Origin of the sequence: Lysobacter enzymogenes, from assembly GCF_017355525.1 — a bacterium.
GTDB classification, from domain to species: domain Bacteria; phylum Pseudomonadota; class Gammaproteobacteria; order Xanthomonadales; family Xanthomonadaceae; genus Lysobacter; species Lysobacter enzymogenes_C.
This window is the reverse complement of the sequence record NZ_CP067395.1, coordinates 560,404-577,450: the sequence shown is the minus strand read 5'-3', so window position 1 is coordinate 577,450 and position 17,047 is coordinate 560,404. Positions and strand designations below refer to the sequence as shown.

The 17,047-nt window shown below is 72.0% G+C and carries 1 protein-coding gene; it reads right to left on the bottom strand.

All coding sequences use genetic code 11. The annotated features are described in order from the left end of the window. Window positions 1-3 precede the first annotated feature (3 nt). Window positions 4-16,968, bottom strand: coding sequence for an SDR family NAD(P)-dependent oxidoreductase (locus JHW38_RS02595; RefSeq protein ID WP_207524478.1), 16,965 nt, complete (start codon window positions 16,966-16,968; stop codon window positions 4-6). Window positions 16,969-17,047: the final 79 nt, after the last annotated feature.

Below are 17,047 nucleotides of genomic sequence, written 5' to 3'. Positions count from 1 at the left end.
AGCTCAACCCAGCTCCACGGCTTCGTCGATGGACAGCTCGCGGTCGAGCACGCGCTGGATGATCGACAGGTAGCGGTTTTCGTTTTCGTCGGGCACGGCCGCGACCGGCGCCGCGGCGGCGCGGCCGCCGGCGTCGATCGGGCGCGAGGAGAATCCGCGCATCTGCACGCAGACCCGGCCGTCGTCGCCGCACAGGTCGATATCGACCTTGACCAATTGCGGCGACACTCCGCCGGGCGCGTAGCGCACCCAGGCCTGCATGCGCGGCGCGCACGGCGCCAGCACGCGCAGCGATTCCAGCGCGAACGGCAGCGCCGGCGCATCGTGGCCGACCGCATCGGCGATCAGGCCGATGGAGCCCTGCAAGGCGCTGTCCATCGCGCTGGGATGCAGCACGTAGGCGCCGTGATCGCCGGCGGCGTCGGGCAAGCGCAGTTCCAGCAGCGCTTCGCCGTCGCCGTGTTCGACCGCGAGGATGCCTTGCAGCGCCGGCCCGTAGCCCAGGCCCATCGCGGCGAAGCGCGGATACAGCGCGGCCGCGTCGAGCCGGCCGCGGGTCATGCGCCGGCGCAGCTCGGCCAGATCCAGCGCGGCCGGCGGCGCCGCCGGCTCCCATGCGGCATGGCCGAGGCAATGCAGGCGCTCGCCTTCGCCGTCGGCGCTGAGGACTTCGAACTGGATCTTTCCGCTGTCGTCGGCGGACAGCGCCAGTTCGACCTCGCGTTCGCCCGCGACCGCGATCGGCTGCTGCCAGGCGATATGGCGCAGATGCAGCTGGCTCGGATCGGCCGCGCCGGGCACCGCATCGAGGATCGCGGCGCGCGCCATTTCCAGATAGGCCACCGCCGGCAACACCGGCACGCCCTGCACCCGATGATCGGCGAGGAAGAACTCGCTGCCGTCGAAGCGGCTCAGATAGCGCTGCTGTTCAAGATCGGAGGCGTTGCGGTGCAGCAGCGGGTGCAGCGAAGCCGCGGCCGCCGCCGTGCGCGCCGGCGCGACGGCATCGGGCCAGCAGCGTTCGCGCGCGAACGGATAGGTCGGCAACGCCATCGGCTTCGGCCGCGAACCCGGGTACAGCGCGCTCCAGTCCAGGTCCAGCCCGCGCACCCACAAGTCCATCAGCTTGCCGAGGTTGCCGCGCGCGAACCATTGCGCGATCACCGCGCCCATGTCGTCGTCGCCGGCGAACATCGCCAGCGCGTCCTCGTCGCGCACCGCGGGGCCGCGGTACACGCCGTCGCTGCGGCGCTCGCCGTCGAGGTAATCCTGCAGCTTGGCGGCGAGATCCTCGGCCGAGACGGCGACGAAGCCGGCGCGGTGCTCCATCGCATCGCGGCCTAGCTGCAAGGTGCCGGCCAGCCGGGCCAGGTCCAGCTCCGGCCCAGCCGCGCGCACGAACGCGAGCAGATCGACCGCGCGCTGGCGCAGCTGCGGCGCGGCGCGCGCCGACAGTGGCACCGCGATCCGCGGCGGCGGCGCCGACGGCGCGGCCGCGGCGGCCGCGGGATACTCGGCGACCACCACATGCGCGTTGGTGCCGCTGAAACCGAACGAACTCACCGTCGCCACGCGCGGCTGCGCGCTGTCCCAGTCGCGCCGTTCGGTGCCGACGTAGAACGGCGACGCGACGAAATCGATATGCGGATTCGGCGTGGCGTAATGGATCGACGGCACCAGGGTGCGCTGGCGCAGGCACAGCAGCGCCTTGATCATGCCGGCGACGCCGGCGGCGAAGCCGGTGTGGCCGATGTTGCTCTTGACCGAGCCGAGCACGCAGGCGCGGTTTTGCGCGCCGGCGGCGCCGAACACCGCGCTCAGCGCGTTGACTTCGATCGGGTCGCCGAGCGCGGTCGCGGTGCCGTGGGCTTCGACGTAGCCAATCCGGCGCGGATCGATGCCGAAGCGGTCGTAGACCTGGCGCAGCAGCCGCTCCTGCGCGTTCGAACTCGGCGCGGTGATGCCGTTGGTCTTGCCGTCCTGGTTGATGCCCGAGCCTTCGATCACGCCGAGGATGTCGTCGCCGTCGCGCTGCGCCTGCGCCAGCGACTTCAGCAGCAGCACGCCGCAGCCTTCGGAGAACACGATGCCGTTGGCGGAGGCGTCGAACGCGGCGCAGCGGCCGTCGCGCGACGGCATGCCGACCTGCGAGGTCAGGATGTGGCCGATCGGCGTGGTCAGCAGATTGATGCCGCCGACCAGGGCCATGCGGTTCTCGCCGTTGCGGATGCTGTCGCAGGCCAGATGCACCGCCACCAGCGAAGACGAACAGGCGGTGTCGATCGCCAGCGCCGGGCCCTTGAGGTTGAGGTAGTACGCGATGCGCGCGGCGAGGATCGCGCTGGAGGTGCCCATGAACGCCGCGCCGGCGGTGTCCTGGCCCGCGCCGTTCAACACCCGGGCGTAGTCGCCGGCGGCGCAGCCGACGTAGACGCCGCAGGCCTCGCCGGACAGCGCGCCGGGCGCGTAGCCGGCGTGTTCGATCGCCTTCCAGCATTCCTCGAGGAAGATCCGCTGCTGCGGATCGATCAGCTCGGCCTCGGCCGGCGAGATGCCGAAGAACAGCGGGTCGAAGGCGTCGATGCGGTCGAGCAGGCCGGCCCACTTCGAGTACGAGGTGTGCGGGTGGCGCGGATCGCTGTGGAACCAGTCGGCGTCGCCGAACCAGCGGCCCGGCGGCACTTCGCCGACGCAGTCGCGGCCGTGCAGCAGGTTGTCCCAGAACGCGTCGAGGTTCTCGCTCATCGGATAGCGGCAGGACATGCCGATGATCGCGACCTGGTCGCCCTCGCCGCCCGTTGCGCGCGGCTTGACGACCGATATTGCGCGCGGCGCGGCTTGCGCGTTCCGGCGCAGGCCGGCGGCGGCGACCCGGCGCAGCACGATGTCCTCGACCGTCAGCGCGGTATGGCCGTCGCCGTCGACGAGGCTGAAGCGGAACTCGAACGCGTCCGGCTGCATCGCGGTCAGCTCGGCCAGGCAGCGATAGTCGCGGCCGCCGAGTTCGCCGACGAGGTCGATCCGGCCGATCCGGTGCGGCAGGAACTGGTCGTCGCTGGCGCCGTAATGGCGCGCGGCCAGATGCGCGGCGTAGTTGATGACGGTGCACAGCCCGCCGTAGAGCGCGAACGGATCGGCGGCGAAGGCGAACTCGTGCGCGCGCGGCCGGACCGTGCCGACCGCCGCGGACGCGCCGAACTGCAAACGTTCCAGCGGCGCGTAATAGCGGCCGGCGTTGGTCGGGATCTGCGCGCGTTCCAGGCCGGCGTCGGCGTCGACCGTATCGAAGCGCGGCGCGGCGGGCGCGGCGGCGGCGGTCAGGAAGCCCTGCATGTGCAAGGTTTCGTCGTCGCCGTCGGCGCCGCTGCGCGACTTGACGAAGAACTGCAGTTCCTCGCCGCTGCGGCGGAACACCACCCGCACCGGGCGCTGCTCGCCGGGCCGGCCGAGCAAGGGGTTGGCGATGGCGATCTGGCGCAGGCTCGGCGACGGCGCGTCGAAATAGCTGCGGCAGGCGCTGAGCACCAGGTCGATGTAGGCGTCGGTCGGCAGCAGGTGTTCGCCGAACACGACGTGCTCGCGCAGGCAGACGTTGTCGTCGGGGCTCAGGCGGTAGACCACGGCGAACTCGCCGTCGGCGTCGAAATCGCCTTCGGCGTGCGGGCTGTAGAAGTACAGCTGGCGGGAGCGCGCGTCGTACTTGGGCGCGAAGGCGAAGCCGCCGCGCGGAGCGAAGCGGTGGCTGCTCGTGGCGCGGGCGGCCGCCGCGCGCGGCGCGGGCATCGGGGCGGGTTGCGCCGGTACAAGAACCGGAGCCGCGACGACGGCAGGAGCGACCGCCTCGGCGTCGGCGTGCACCTGCGGATGCAGGTACGCCGCCAGCGCGCGCACGCTCGGGTAGTCGTAGACCCGCGTCGCCGCCAATTCGGTGCCGTAGCGACGGTTGATCTGCTTGACCCATTCGACCCCGAGGATCGAATCCAGGCCGAGTTCGGTGAAGGACTTGTCGAGATTGACGTCCGACACCTGCATCAGCAGCGCTTCGGCGAGGCTGGCGCGCAGTTCGGCCTGGATGGCCTCGCGCGATACCGACACGCGCGCAGCCGCAGTCGGCGCGGCCGGTGCGGCCGCAACGGCCGCCGCCTGCGGCGCCGCGACCTCCGCCTCGTCCCCGCGCACCTGCGGATGCAGATACGCCGCCAGCGCGCGCACGCTCGGGTAGTCGTAGACCCGCGTCGCCGCCAGCTCGGTGCCAAAGCTGCGGTTGATCTGCTTGACCCACTCGACACCGAGGATCGAATCCAGGCCGAGTTCGGTGAACGACTTGTCGATATTGACGTCGGACACCTGCATCAGCAGCGCTTCGGCGAGGCTGGCGCGCAGTTCGGCCTGTACGGCTTCGCGCGAGACCGAACCGCTCGGCGCCGGCGCTTGCGCCGCCGCGAAGGGCGCCGCCGCGACCGGCGCGGCCGCAACCGTGGTCTCGTCGCCGCGCACCTGCGTGTGCAGGTACGCCGCCAGCGCGCGCACGCTCGGGTAGTCGTAGACCCGCGTCGCCGCCAGCTCAGTGCCGTAGCTGCGGTTGATCTGCTTGACCCATTCGACCCCGAGGATCGAGTCCAGGCCGAGTTCGGTGAAGGACTTGTCGAGGTTGACGTCGGACGCCTGCATCAACAGCGCTTCGGCCAGGCTCTCGCGCAGTTCGCGTTGCAGGCGTTCCAGCGGCAGGGCCGAAGACGCGGGCGCAGCGGTGGCAGCCGGCGGTTGCGCCGCGCCGATGGGTTCCGGCGTCGCCGGATCGGCTATCGGCATCGCCATCTCGGCGCCGGCGTCGGCTACGCCGCGGCAATGCACGCGTCCGTCGTCGCCGTCCTCGGCGATCTCGAAGGCAACCGCGCCGCCGCGCAGCGGCGCCACGGTGGTGACCAGATCGGCGAAACCATCCGGCAGCGACCATTCGATCGCGCTCAGGCGCAGCGCAGCGCCGCCGTCGCCGCGCAGTTCCGGCAGCGCGTCGGCGACCGCGGCGCGGGCCATGTCCAGATAGGTCTGCTCCGGCAGGCGCGTCGCCTGCGCGCCGGCCAGGCGGCGCTCGTTGCCGCGCACCACGGTGCGGTAGGCCTGACGGCGCAGGTCGGAAATATTGACGTGCAGCAGCGGATGCAGCTCGGCGCTCGCAACCGGCGCCGCCTCGGCCCCGTCGGCCTCGGCGTCGATCCAGAAACGTTCGCGCGCGAACGGATACACCGGCAAGCCGATGCGCCGCGGCGCGCCGCCGGCCGGGTACAGACGCCGCCAATCCAGCGCCAGCCCCTTGGCCCACAGGTCGGCCAGACGCGGCAAGGCCTGCTGGGCGAACCATTTGTCGATCATCGCCTGGAAGTCGGCCTCGGCCGCCAGCGCGGTCAGCGTGCTCTTGTCGGCCAGCGCATCGCCGCGCCAGACGCCGGCGATCGCCGCGCCCGAGTCGCTGCGGTCCAGCCAGGCGTGCAGGCGTTCGCGCAACTCGGCGACCGAACCCGCGACCACCGCCAGCCGCTCGCTCATCGCTTCGCGGCCGGTCTGCAGGGTGTGGGCGACGCGGCGCAGGTCGACCGCCGGATCGGCTGCGACGAACGCGAGCAGGTCGCGCACGCGCTGCTGCAACTGCGCCGCAGTGCGCGCCGACAACGGCAGCAACACCTCGCCGGCGGCTGCCGCGGCTGCCGCGGCTTCTACATACTCGGCCACCACCGCATGCGCGTTGGTGCCGCTGAATCCGAACGAGTTGATCGCCGCGCGGCGCGGCGCCCCGCCCTCGCTCGGCCAATCGCGCAAGCGCTGGTTGACGTAGAACGGCGAACCCTGCAGCGCGATGTGCGGATTGAGCCGCTCGAACTGCGCCGCCGGCGGCAGCTGCGCGTGGCGCAGCGCCAGCAGCGCCTTGATGAAGCCGGACACGCCGGCCGCGGCCAGGCAGTGACCGATGTTGCTCTTGACCGAACCCAGCGCGCAGTAATCGCGGCGCTGGGTGAAATCGGCGAACGAGGCCTTGAGCCCGGCGACCTCGATCGGGTCGCCCAGCGCGGTGCCGGTGCCGTGCGCTTCGATTAGGCCGATGCCGGCCGGATCGATGCCGAAGCGCCGGTAGACCTCGCGCTGCAAGCGCGCCTGCGAATCGGCGTTGGGCGCGGTGATGCCGTTGGTCTTGCCGTCCTGGTTCGCGCCCCAGCCTTCGACCACGCCATAGATGCAGTCGCCGTCGCGCTCGGCATCGGCCAGGCGCTTGAGCACGACCACGCCGACACCCTCGCCCGGGGCGATGCCGTCGGCGCGTTCGTCGAAAGCGAAGCAGCGGCCGCGCGGCGACAGCATGCCGACCTGCGCGGTCATGATGTGCATCGACGGGCCGGCCATGACGTTGACGCCGCCGGCCAGGGCCAGATCGCAGGCACCTGAGCTCAGACTGTCGCAGGCGTTGGCGATGGCGACCAGCGAGGACGAACAGGCGGTGTCGATCGACAGGCTGGGCCCGTGCAGGTCGAGGAAATAGGAGATGCGCGCGGCCAGGATCGACGGCGCCGCGCCGGTGAAGCCCTGCCCGCTGAGCCGCTCGCGCTGCGACAGTTGGTGGTAGTCGTTGGCCGCGCAGCCGGCGAACACGCCGCAGCGGCTGCCGGCCAGCGCGCGCGGGTCGTAACCGGCGTGCTCGATGCCGTGCCAGCACGCCTGCAGGAACAGGCGCTGCTGCGGATCCATGCTGCGCGCCTCGCGCGGCGAAATGTTGAAGAACGCCGCGTCGAAACGGTCGTAGCCGTCGAGCGCGCCCATCCACTTGCTGTAGCTCTTGCCCGGCGCGATGTCGCCGGCCTGGAAATAGGCGTCCACGTCCCAGCGGTCGGCCGGGATTTCGCCGACGCTGTCGCGACCTTCGGCGAGGTTGCGCCAGAACGCCTGCAGATCGTCGGCGCCGGCGAAACGGCCGGTCATGCCGATCACGGCGATGCGCGGATCGGCGGACTGCCCGCGGCCCGCGGATGGCGTCGAGGCGCGGCTGCGCCAGGAGCGCAGCACGACGACGCTGTCGTCCGCGGCCGCCGTGGCGATAGCGGGTACGGCGAGTTCAGCTGCCGGCGCTGCGGGCGCGGACGCAGCGACCTGAGCCGCTTCCTCCGCGACGTAGCGCGCGAGCTGGCCCAGAGTCGGATAGCTGTAGACCTTGATCGCCTCGATCGCGGTGCCGTAGGCCTCGTTGATCCGCCGCACCCAGGTCACGCCGGTGATCGAATCCAGGCCCAGGTCGACGAACAGCTCGTCCGCGCCGATCTCGTTCTCGCCCAGGCGCAGCTCGTGCGCGAGCGTGGCGCGCAGGCGCGCGACGACGCCGTCGAGCGCGGGCGCTGCGGTTGCGGCTGCGGCCGGCGCGGCCGCTGCGGCCGCAGTCGCGGCGAAGGCCGCATCGGCCACCGGCGCGTGTGCGCCGGCTTCGTCGAGCACATGCTGCGCGAGCTTGGCCAGGGTCGGGTAGCTGTAGACCTTGATCGCCTCGATCGCGGTGCCGTAGGCCTCGTTGATCCGCCGCACCCAGGTCACGCCGGTGATCGAATCCAGGCCGAGATCGACGAACAGTTCGTCCGCGCCGATTTCGTGCTCGGCCAGACGCAACTCATGCGACAGCATCTGGCGCAGGCGCGCGCTGACCGCGGGCAAGTCGATCCGCGCCGCGACGGCGACGGCGGCGCTGGCTGACGCTGCGCCGGCCGATTCCGCGCCGAACCGGCCTTCGATCCGCGCCAGGGTTTCGGCCTGGCCGACGAAGGTGATCTCGTGCATCGCCAGCTCGCGTGCCAGCGTCTCCTCGAGCCGCGGCTGCAACGCGCGCATGCGCCGCCGCTTCAGCGCGAGCAGGCGCTCGCGCGGGTTGCGCGCGATCGCCTGCGCCGTCGTCAGCGCCGCGGCGAACACGCGTTCGCGCGGCAGCACCTGCTGGCGCAAGCCGCGCGCGGCGAGATCGGCGCCGGTGTACTCGCGTGCGCTCAGCAGGGTTTCGCGGGCCAGATCGTGGCCGACCGCGTGCGGGAACGCCAGCGTGGCGCCCGCGCCCGGAGTGAAGCCGTAGCCCATGTACGGGCTGGCGTAATGGCTTTCTTCGGCCAGGATCGCCACATCGGCGAACATGCCGAGCGCCCAGCCGGCGCCGATGGCGTGGCCCTGGATCGCCGCGACCACCGGCACCGCGCAGTCCAGCGGCAGGCGGAACAGCAGGTTGTCGGTGAATTTCGCCCGTCCCTGGTGGATCGCCAGCAGCGTGTCGCGGGTGCCGCCGGTGGAGAAGTAGTTGTCGTAGCCGGTCACGACCACGGCCTTGTACGCGCCGCTGGCCTCGACGTGGGCGAACGCCGCGCGCAGCCCGTGCGAGAACGCGTCGGAGAACAGGTTGCGCGCGTCGCGGTCGGCGAGCCGCAGTTCGAGCACGCCGTCGGCGTGCGCGGTCGCGGAAACCACGGCCGAATCCAGCGCCACCGGACCGGGCACCAGCGCCGTCGCCGCCGCGGGGAACTCATCGGCTTCGGAAGGCGCATCCGCGCTGGCGGCCGCGACGCGCTTCCACTCGACCAGCGTCTCGGCGGGCAACGCCGCCAGCGCCTCGGCCGCGCGCAATGCCGAGTCCAGCTCCCGACCGGCCTCGGCCACGCGCAACGCGCCGAAACGGCTGCGCAGTTCGTCGCCGCCGCAGTCGATGCCGAGCAGAACCTGCGCGGCCTCATCGGCGTCGAGATGACGCGACAGCGCATTCGCGGCCGCCTCGGCCAACGCGCCTGCGCCGGACAGACCCAGCGCCGAATAACGCGCATCGGCCCGATGCACGCAGACCTCGCCGCACCACGCGGCGAACCAGCCGAGGGCGGAGGCGTCGCCGTCGAGCACGGTCGTCACCGCGCACGGCAGCGCGCTCACGGCCTGGCGCCAGGCCAGCGCGAGGTCGCCCTGGTCCGCGGCCAAAGGCAGGAAACCGGGATGTTCGCTGGTCAACACCAGGCTGCGGCACTGCGCCGAAGCGGCGAGTTCCGCGGCCAGGTCGTGCAGCGCGGCGAGCGTGGCGTCTGGGTCGAATCCGTTGTCGCCGGCGCGCAAGGTCGCGATGGCGACACCCGGGGCAGCCGCGCGCAGCGCCAGATGCGGCGAAGCCAGCGCGAACTGCGGCATCGCCGGCGCCGCGACCGCAACCGCCGGCGGCGATCCGGCGATGCCGGCAGCCGCGTCGATCAACTCGCGCGCGAGGTGGCGCTTGAGCAGCCGCAACGACTCCTGCGGCTTGGCCGCCAGCTCGGCGGCCAGCGCGAACGCGCGCGCTTCGATTTCATCGCACGGCGCCACCGGGCAGCGCCAGCCCTTGGCGCGCAAGTCGGCGCCGCTGGCGACGCGGTCGAGATACAGCAGATCGTCGGCGCGGGCGGTACCGAAGCGCTGGCGCAGGAACGATTCGGCCGCGGCCGGCAGCAGGCCGCCGTCCGCGTCGGTGAACCCGCACTGCGCGGTTTCGCCGACCAGCATGAAGTCGCACAGCGCCGCGGCGAGGAAGCCGGCGCCGCGCGCCGCGCCGCGCACCGCGGCGATCACCGGATAGGCGAACCCGGCGATGGCGCCGTACAAGCCCTGCGCGGTCGCCGCGTTGTGCGCGTCGCGGCCGCCGGCCAGGAACCGCTCGGAGGTGCCGCACAACACCAGCGCGCGCGCGGCCGGCAGCGCTTCGACCGCGCGCAGCGCCGCGAGCAGCCGCTCGATGCGCTGCGGCGTCAACGTCTCGGTGCCCTCGTTCGATTCGATCCGGATCGCGAACACGCCATTCCCGTGATCGAACACTTGCACGTCGTCGGCCGATTCGGCTCCCGGCGCGACGGCGGTCGGCACGTCCGCATCGGTGCGCGGCGCCAGCGCCACGGTCGGCTTGGCCTGCGCGGCGGATCGCGCCGGGAGTTCCGCGGCTTGCGCAACCAGCGCGACCGAATCGGGCTTCTTCAGCGCCGCCGGCGCGAACGCAGCCGGCCCGCCCGCTGCGCTGCGCGCCATTGCGTAGGCCACGCGCCGCGGTCCGGCAGCGATCGCCGGCGGCAACGCGGCCTGCGTCGCCGCGGCGGCCGGATCCGAATGCGTCGCCGGCGCGCTGCGCACCGGCGCAGCGGCCAGCGCAAAACGTACGCCGTGCAACTGCGCGCTCACCGCGCCGCTTTCGTCGCACAGATCGATATCGAAACCGCCGCCAACCGCAGGCCGCACCCACGCCCAGACCGGCTGGCCGACGCCGGACGCGATCCGCGCCACGGCCACGGCGACCGGCGCCAGCCCTGCGCCGGCGGCAGACAAGGCCGCCTGCGCCAGCGCCGGATGCAGGCCGTAAGCGCCGCGTTCGTCGCCCTGCTCCGCCGCCAGCTGCAAGCGGATCAGCGTCGCAGGCGCATCGCGGCGGATCGTCTGGACATCCACGCGCGGCGCGATCGCCGCACGCACGCGTTCCACCAAGCCTTGGCAATGCACCGCCGCGTCCGCTCCGGCCGCGTGAATCTCGAAGCGCAATGCATCGCCGCGGCGGTCGAACAGCGAAATCGCCAGGGTCTGGCCCGCGGCGGCGACGCCGGGCCGCGCCCAGGCGATCTCGCGCAGTTCCAGCACGCCCGGCTCGCCCTGCTCCGGCAGCGCCGCGGCGAACGCGGCGCGCGCCATTTCCAGGCACGCCGCCGCGGACAGGCTGCGCGCGCCGGGCTCGCCGTCGAGGAACCACTCGTCGCCGGCGAAGTCGGCGGTATAGCTGTGTTGCAGCAGATCGCTGCCGTTGCGGTGCAGCAGCGGATGCAAGGCCGCGGCGCGCTTGGCCGCGCCGCGCGCGCCGGCGCGCACGTCGATCCAATGCCGCTGGCGCGCGAACGGATACGCCGGCAGGCTCAGGCGCGGCTGCGCTTGCGGATACAAACGCGCCCAGTCCAGCGCCTGCCCGTCGACCCACGCGGCCAGCAGCGAAGCCAGATCGCGCGCGGCGGTCCAGGCTTCCATGTCCGCGGCAGACGGTGCCGGCGACGCGCTGCGCGCTTGTCCGCGGCGGACATCGGCCTGCTCGCGGCCTTCGACGAAAGCCTGCAAGGCTGCGCTCAACGCCTCGGTCGACGCCGCCAGCACGCCCAAGCGCTCGTTCATCGCCTCGCGCCCGACCTGCAAGGTCTGCGCGATCGAAGCCAGCGACGCCGCGCCCGCGTCCGCGCGCAACCAGGCGAGCAGATCGCGCGCCTTCTCGTGCAGTTGCTCGGCGGTGCGCGCCGACAGCGGCACGATCCAGGCTTCGTCCGCCGGTTCGACCGCCGCCGCCGGCACGTACTCCTCGATCAGCAGATGCGCGTTGGACCCGCCCGCGCCGAACGAGGAAATGCCGGCGATGCGCGGCAGCTCGCGGCCGTCCACGCGCGGCGCGTCCCAGGCGCGCAGGCGCTGGTTGACCACGAACGGCGTGGCGTCGAAGTCGATATGCGGATTGAGCCGGGCCGAATGCAGCGACGGCACGATCGCGCGGTGCTTGAGCTGCAACAGCACCTTGGTCAGGCCGGCGATGCCGGCCGCGGCTTCGCAATGGCCGATGTTGGACTTGGCCGAGCCGATCAGGCAGTAGCCGCTGGCGTCGGTGTGCTCGCGGAACACCTTGGTCAGCGCGGCGATCTCGATCGGATCGCCGAGCTTGGTGCCGGTGCCGTGCGCTTCCAGGTAGCTGACCTGGCGCGCGTCGACGCCCGCATCGATCAATGCCTGGCGGATCGCGCCAGCCTGCGCCTGCGGGTTCGGCACGGTGTAGCCGTTGGTCTTGCCGCCATGACTCAGCGCGCTGCCGCGGATCACGCCGTAGATGCGGTCGCCGTCGCGTTGCGCGTCGGACAGGCGCTTGAGCACCACCGCGCCGACGCCCTCGCCCGGAATGTAGCCGTCGCCGCCTTCGCCGAAGCTCTGGCAATGGCCGTCGCCGGAGATGAACTGCCCGGCGCTGAGCATCAGGTACTTGTTGGGGTGAATGGTGACGTTGACGCCGCCGGCGATGGCCAGCGAGGTGCGCCCGAGCTTGAGGTCCTGGCAGGCGACGTGGATCGCGGTCAGCGACGACGAGCACATGGTATCGACCACCATGCTCGGGCCGTGCAGGTTCAGCGCGTACGACACGCGGTTGGCGATGCTGGCCGGATTGCTGGCGAAGCCCATCGGCTGGCCGAGCAGACTCGCTTCGGCGCCGAGCAACTGATACTCGCCGTACATCACGCCGGCGTAAACGCCGACCGGCGCCGGCAGGCCGCCGGGGCCCGGCGTCTGCAGGGATTGGCGGGTGTAGCCGGCGTCTTCGATCGCCATCCACGCCTGCTGCAGGAACAGCCGCTCCTGCGGGTCGATGGTGTCGGCCTCGCGCGGCGAGATGTTGAAGAAGCGCGCGTCGAACTCGTCCACGCCTTCGATGAAGCCGCCCCACTTGCTGTAGTGGCGGCCGGGCTGGCTGCGGTCTTCGCTGTAGTACTCGCGCCAGTCCCAGCGCTCCGGCGGGATTTCGACGATGCAGTCGCGGCCTTCGCGCAGCACCTCCCAGTAGGCGTCGATGTCGCGCGCCTGCGGATAGCGGCCGCTGAGGCCGACGATGGCGATGGGTTCGCCGGCGAAACTGCGCGCGGGTTCGGCGCGGCGCGCGGCGGCGGCGCGCAGGCGACGGCGGCCGGTGCCGCCGTCGTCGATGGCCGCGGCCGCCTGCGATGGCGCGGGCGCGGCGACGGCGGCGCCGGTATCGGCGAACAGCTCGTGCAAGCGCGGCGCGTGGGCGGCGACGAAATAGCCGGCCAGTTCGCGCAGGCTCAGGTATTCGAAGAACAGGGTCTTGGCCAGCGGACCGAAGCTGCGTTCGAGCGCCTTGGTCAGGTCCAGCGCCAGGATCGAATCGATCCCGTAGTCCTCCAGCGGCGCGGCCGGATCGACTTTTCCCGCCGGCAGCTTGAGCAGGGCCGACAATTGCCGGCGCAGGTAGTCCTCGGTGCGTTCGCGCAGATCGCCCGTGGCGACGGGGTTCGCCGCGGTCGCCGCGGCCGGCGCCGGCGCGGCGGCCGCGCGCTCCAGCCCCAGGGCGATGCGCATGCGCGCCGGATCGCCTTCCATGACCACGGTCTGATCGTGCTGCCCCGCTAGGCTGCGATAGAACATCGCCAGCCCGGTGCGCGTGCGCATCGGCCGGATGCCGGTGGCCTCGTGCAGACGTTCGAGATCGTCGCCGCTCAGCTGCATGCCGCCTTCGCGCCACAGCGGCCAGCGGATCGCCACGCTGCGGCCGCGCCGCTGCCCGGCTGCGGCCAATGCGTTGCGCTGCGCGGCGAACTCGTCGAGGAAGCCGTTGGCGGCCGCGTAATCGGCCTGACCGAGGTTGCCCAGGGCCGAACCGAGCGAGGAGAACAAGGCGATGAAATCCAGGTCCAGCTCGCGCGTGGCCGCGTCCAGATGCGCGCTGCCGGCGACCTTGGGCGCCAGCACCGCAGCGAAGGTCTCGGGCGATTTCTTGAGGATGAACTCGTCGGCGACCATGCCGGCGCTGTGCAGGATGCCGTTGAGGCGGCCGTGTTCGCGCACGATGGCGTCGATCGCCTCTTGCACCTTCGCGGCATCGCTCAAGTCGATCTGGCGGTATTCGACGCGGCCGCCGGCCGCGCGCAGCGACGCCAGCAGCGCCTGCTTTTCCGGCGCCGTCGCTATCTCGTCCGCGCTGGCGCGGCCGCTCAGCAGCACCGTCGCGCGGGTGGTCGCGGACAGGATCTCGCGCGCGAACAATGCGCCGAGGCCGCCGAGGCCGCCGGTGATCAGGTAGACCCCGTCGTCCTTGAACGCGCCGCCGGTATCGGCGGCATCGGCGCTGTCGTCGTCCAGCAAACGCCAGCGTGCGGCGCTGCGCTCGCCGCCGCTGTGGCGCACCAGCACGTCGCCGGGCGCGTCGCCTTCGGCGTCCAACAGCCGCGACAGGCCGGCCGCGTCGATGTCCGGCGCGACGAACAACAACTGGGCGCGCAGCAGCGGGTTTTCCAGACTCGCGGTCTTGAGCAGGCCGGAGCAGCCCGCGAACACGTCGTTTTCGGCGTGCGCGGGCAACACGAACTGCACCAGCACCGGTGCGCTGGGGCGTTCGCGCAGCACCTCGCGCAAGGTTTCGAAGCAGGTCGCGGCCAGTTGCGCGTAGCGCCCGGCCGCGTCGCCCTGCGGCAGCGGCTGCGCGGACGCGCGGCCCGGCAGCGCCTGCGGATCGATGCCCGGGAACCCGAACAGCACCGCGCGGCGGTCGCCGGCCGGCGCCGCGCCGGTCGCGACCGGCGCGGTTTCCCACACCTGAGTCGCGAGCAACGCGGCCGTGGAGTCCTTGCCCATCGCGCGCGCGACGAAGCCGCGCAGTTGCGCGCAGACGCGTCCCTGCGCATCGCACAGATCGATATCGAACTTGGCCAGCCGCTGCGCGCCCGGCGCGCGCCGCACCCAGGCGACCATGTCGGTTTCGCATGCCGCCCACACCCGCAGCTCGTCGAGCGCGAACGGCACCAGCGGCTGCGCCGGCGGCTCGCGCAGATCGGCGATCAATGCGGTCGCGGCCTGCAGTGCGCCGTCGAGCAGGCTCGGATGCAGCACGTAAGCGTCGGCGCCGGCCTGCGCCGCGGAAGGCAGGCGCATCGTCGCCAACAGGCGGTCGCGGTCTTGCCGGGTCGACACGATCGGACGATGCGCCGGGCCGTAGTCCAAGCCCATCGCGGCGAACGCCGGATACAGCGCGTCGGCCTGCCAGCCCTCGCTCAGTCCCGCGCCGATGGCGGCGAGATCGAGCGGCGCCGGAAGCGGCTGCGCCTCCCAGCGGCCGCGGCCCTGGCAATGGACCGTGTCCTCGTCGCTGAACACTTCGAACGCGAGGGTGTCGCCGTCGTCCTCGTCGGCGAGCAAGGCGATGTCGATCGCGCGCGGCGCATCGACCACCACCGGCTGCACCCAGACCAGGTCGCGCAAGCGCCAGCCGCCGCCCTCGGCCGGCGCCGGCAGCGCGCGCTGCATCGCGGCGCGCGCCATTTCCAGATAAGCCACGCCCGGCAGCACCTTGCGCGCGTCGGTCGCGCCCGGAGCGGTGCGCAGCCGGTGGTCGCGCAGGAAGAATTCGTCGCCGCGCAGCGCGGTGCTGTAGCGGTGTTCGCGCAAGTCGGAAGTGTTGGTGTGCAGCAAGGGATGCAGCTGCGCCGCGGCCGGCGTCGCGGCGGGCGCGGGATCGATCCAGCAACGCTCGCGGGCGAAGACGTACGTCGGCAGGTGCACGCGGCGCGGCGCAGGACCGGTGCGATGCGCGCTCCAGTCCAGTTCCTCGCGCGCGCACCACGAAGCTGCAGCGCCCTGCGCCTGCGGCGGTTCCGCGCCGGCGCCGAACGCGCGCAACGCTGCGCTGAGTTCGGTCAACGACGAAGCCGCGAACGCAGCGCGGCATTCCATCGCCTCGCGCCCTTCCTGCAGGGTGAAGGCGACGTCGCCCAACTCCAACCCGCTGCCCGCCCCGTCGAGGAAATCGGCCAGCTTGAGCGCATACGCGCGCAAGCTCTCGTCGGTACGCGCCGAAAGCGGAACGATCGCCGCCTGCGCCCGGCCCTTGCCGCGCGCGCGCCGCGCCGGCACGTGCTGTTCGAGAATCGCGAAAGCGTTGGTGCCGCCGACGCCGAGGCTGTTGACCGCGGCGCGGCGCGGGCCCTTGCCCTGACGCCATTCGCGCCCGGCCGGGTCGATGTAGAACGGGCTGTTGTCGAACTTGATGCGCGGATTCGGCGCGCGGTAATGCGCCATCGGCACGATCGCGCCGTGCTTGACCGCAAGCGCGGCCTTGATCAGGCCGACCACGCCGGCGGCGGCTTCCAGATGGCCGACGTTGGCCTTGACCGCGCCGAGCGCGCAATACCCCTTGGCGTCGGTGTGTTCCTTGAACGCCGCGGCCAGCGCCTTGACCTCCTCCGGGTCGCCCATCGCGGTGCCGGTGCCGTGGGTCTCGACCAGCCCGATGCTGGCCGCGTCGACGCCGGCATTCGCCAGCGCGGCGCGGATGCAGGCGATCTGCCCCTTCGCGCTGCTGGCGGCGTAGCTCATCTTGCCCTTGCCGTCGTTGCCGATCGCGCTGCCCTTGACCAGGGCGTGGATCGCATCGCCGTCGCGCAGCGCGTCCTCCAGGCGCTTGATCAGCACCAGGCCGAGGCCGCTGCCGAACACCACGCCGTCGGCGTCGGCGTCGAAGCTGCGCACGCGGCCGCCGCGCGAGAAGATGTAGCCGTCCTTGTACTGATAGCCGTGGCCGTGCGGCACGCGCACGCTGACGCCGCCGGCCAGGGCCATGTCGCATTCGCCGCTGAGCAGGCTCAGGCGCGCCTGGTGCAACGCGACCAGCGAGGTCGAGCACGCCGTCTGTACGGTCATGCTCGGGCCGGTCAGGTTGAGCTTGTACGACAGATAGGTCGACAGGAAATCCTTGTCGTTGCCCAGGTGGGTCGCGCCGGCGGTGAGCTTGTCGAAGCGCTCGTGCAGGTTGATGTACTGGGCGAAGTAGCTGGTCGCCACGCCGCCGGCGCCGGCGAACACGCCGATGTTCTGCGGGCCCTTGCCGGCGCGGCCGGCGTCTTCCAGGGTTTCCCAGGCGCATTGCAGCAGCAGCCGGATCTGCGGGTCGATCAGCTCGGCTTCGCGCGGCGAGATGCGGAAGAACGCCGGGTCGAAGCGGTCCACGCCGTTCAACGTCGCCGCCGCCTTGACGTAGTCCGGATCGGCCAGCTCGGCCTCGCTCACGCCGGCCGCGCGCAGTTCCTGGTCGGACAGCGTGCGGATGCTGTCGCGCCCGGCGCGCAGGTTGTCCCAGAAGCCGGACACGTCGTCGGCGCCCGGAAACCTGCCGGACATGCCGATGATCGCGATATCGCCCTTGATGTTCATGCGTCTTGGATCTCTAGAAAGACTTCGACCGGCGCTGCGTGCTCGTCCACCACCAGCGGCCGCCTGTCGGCGACCGCGA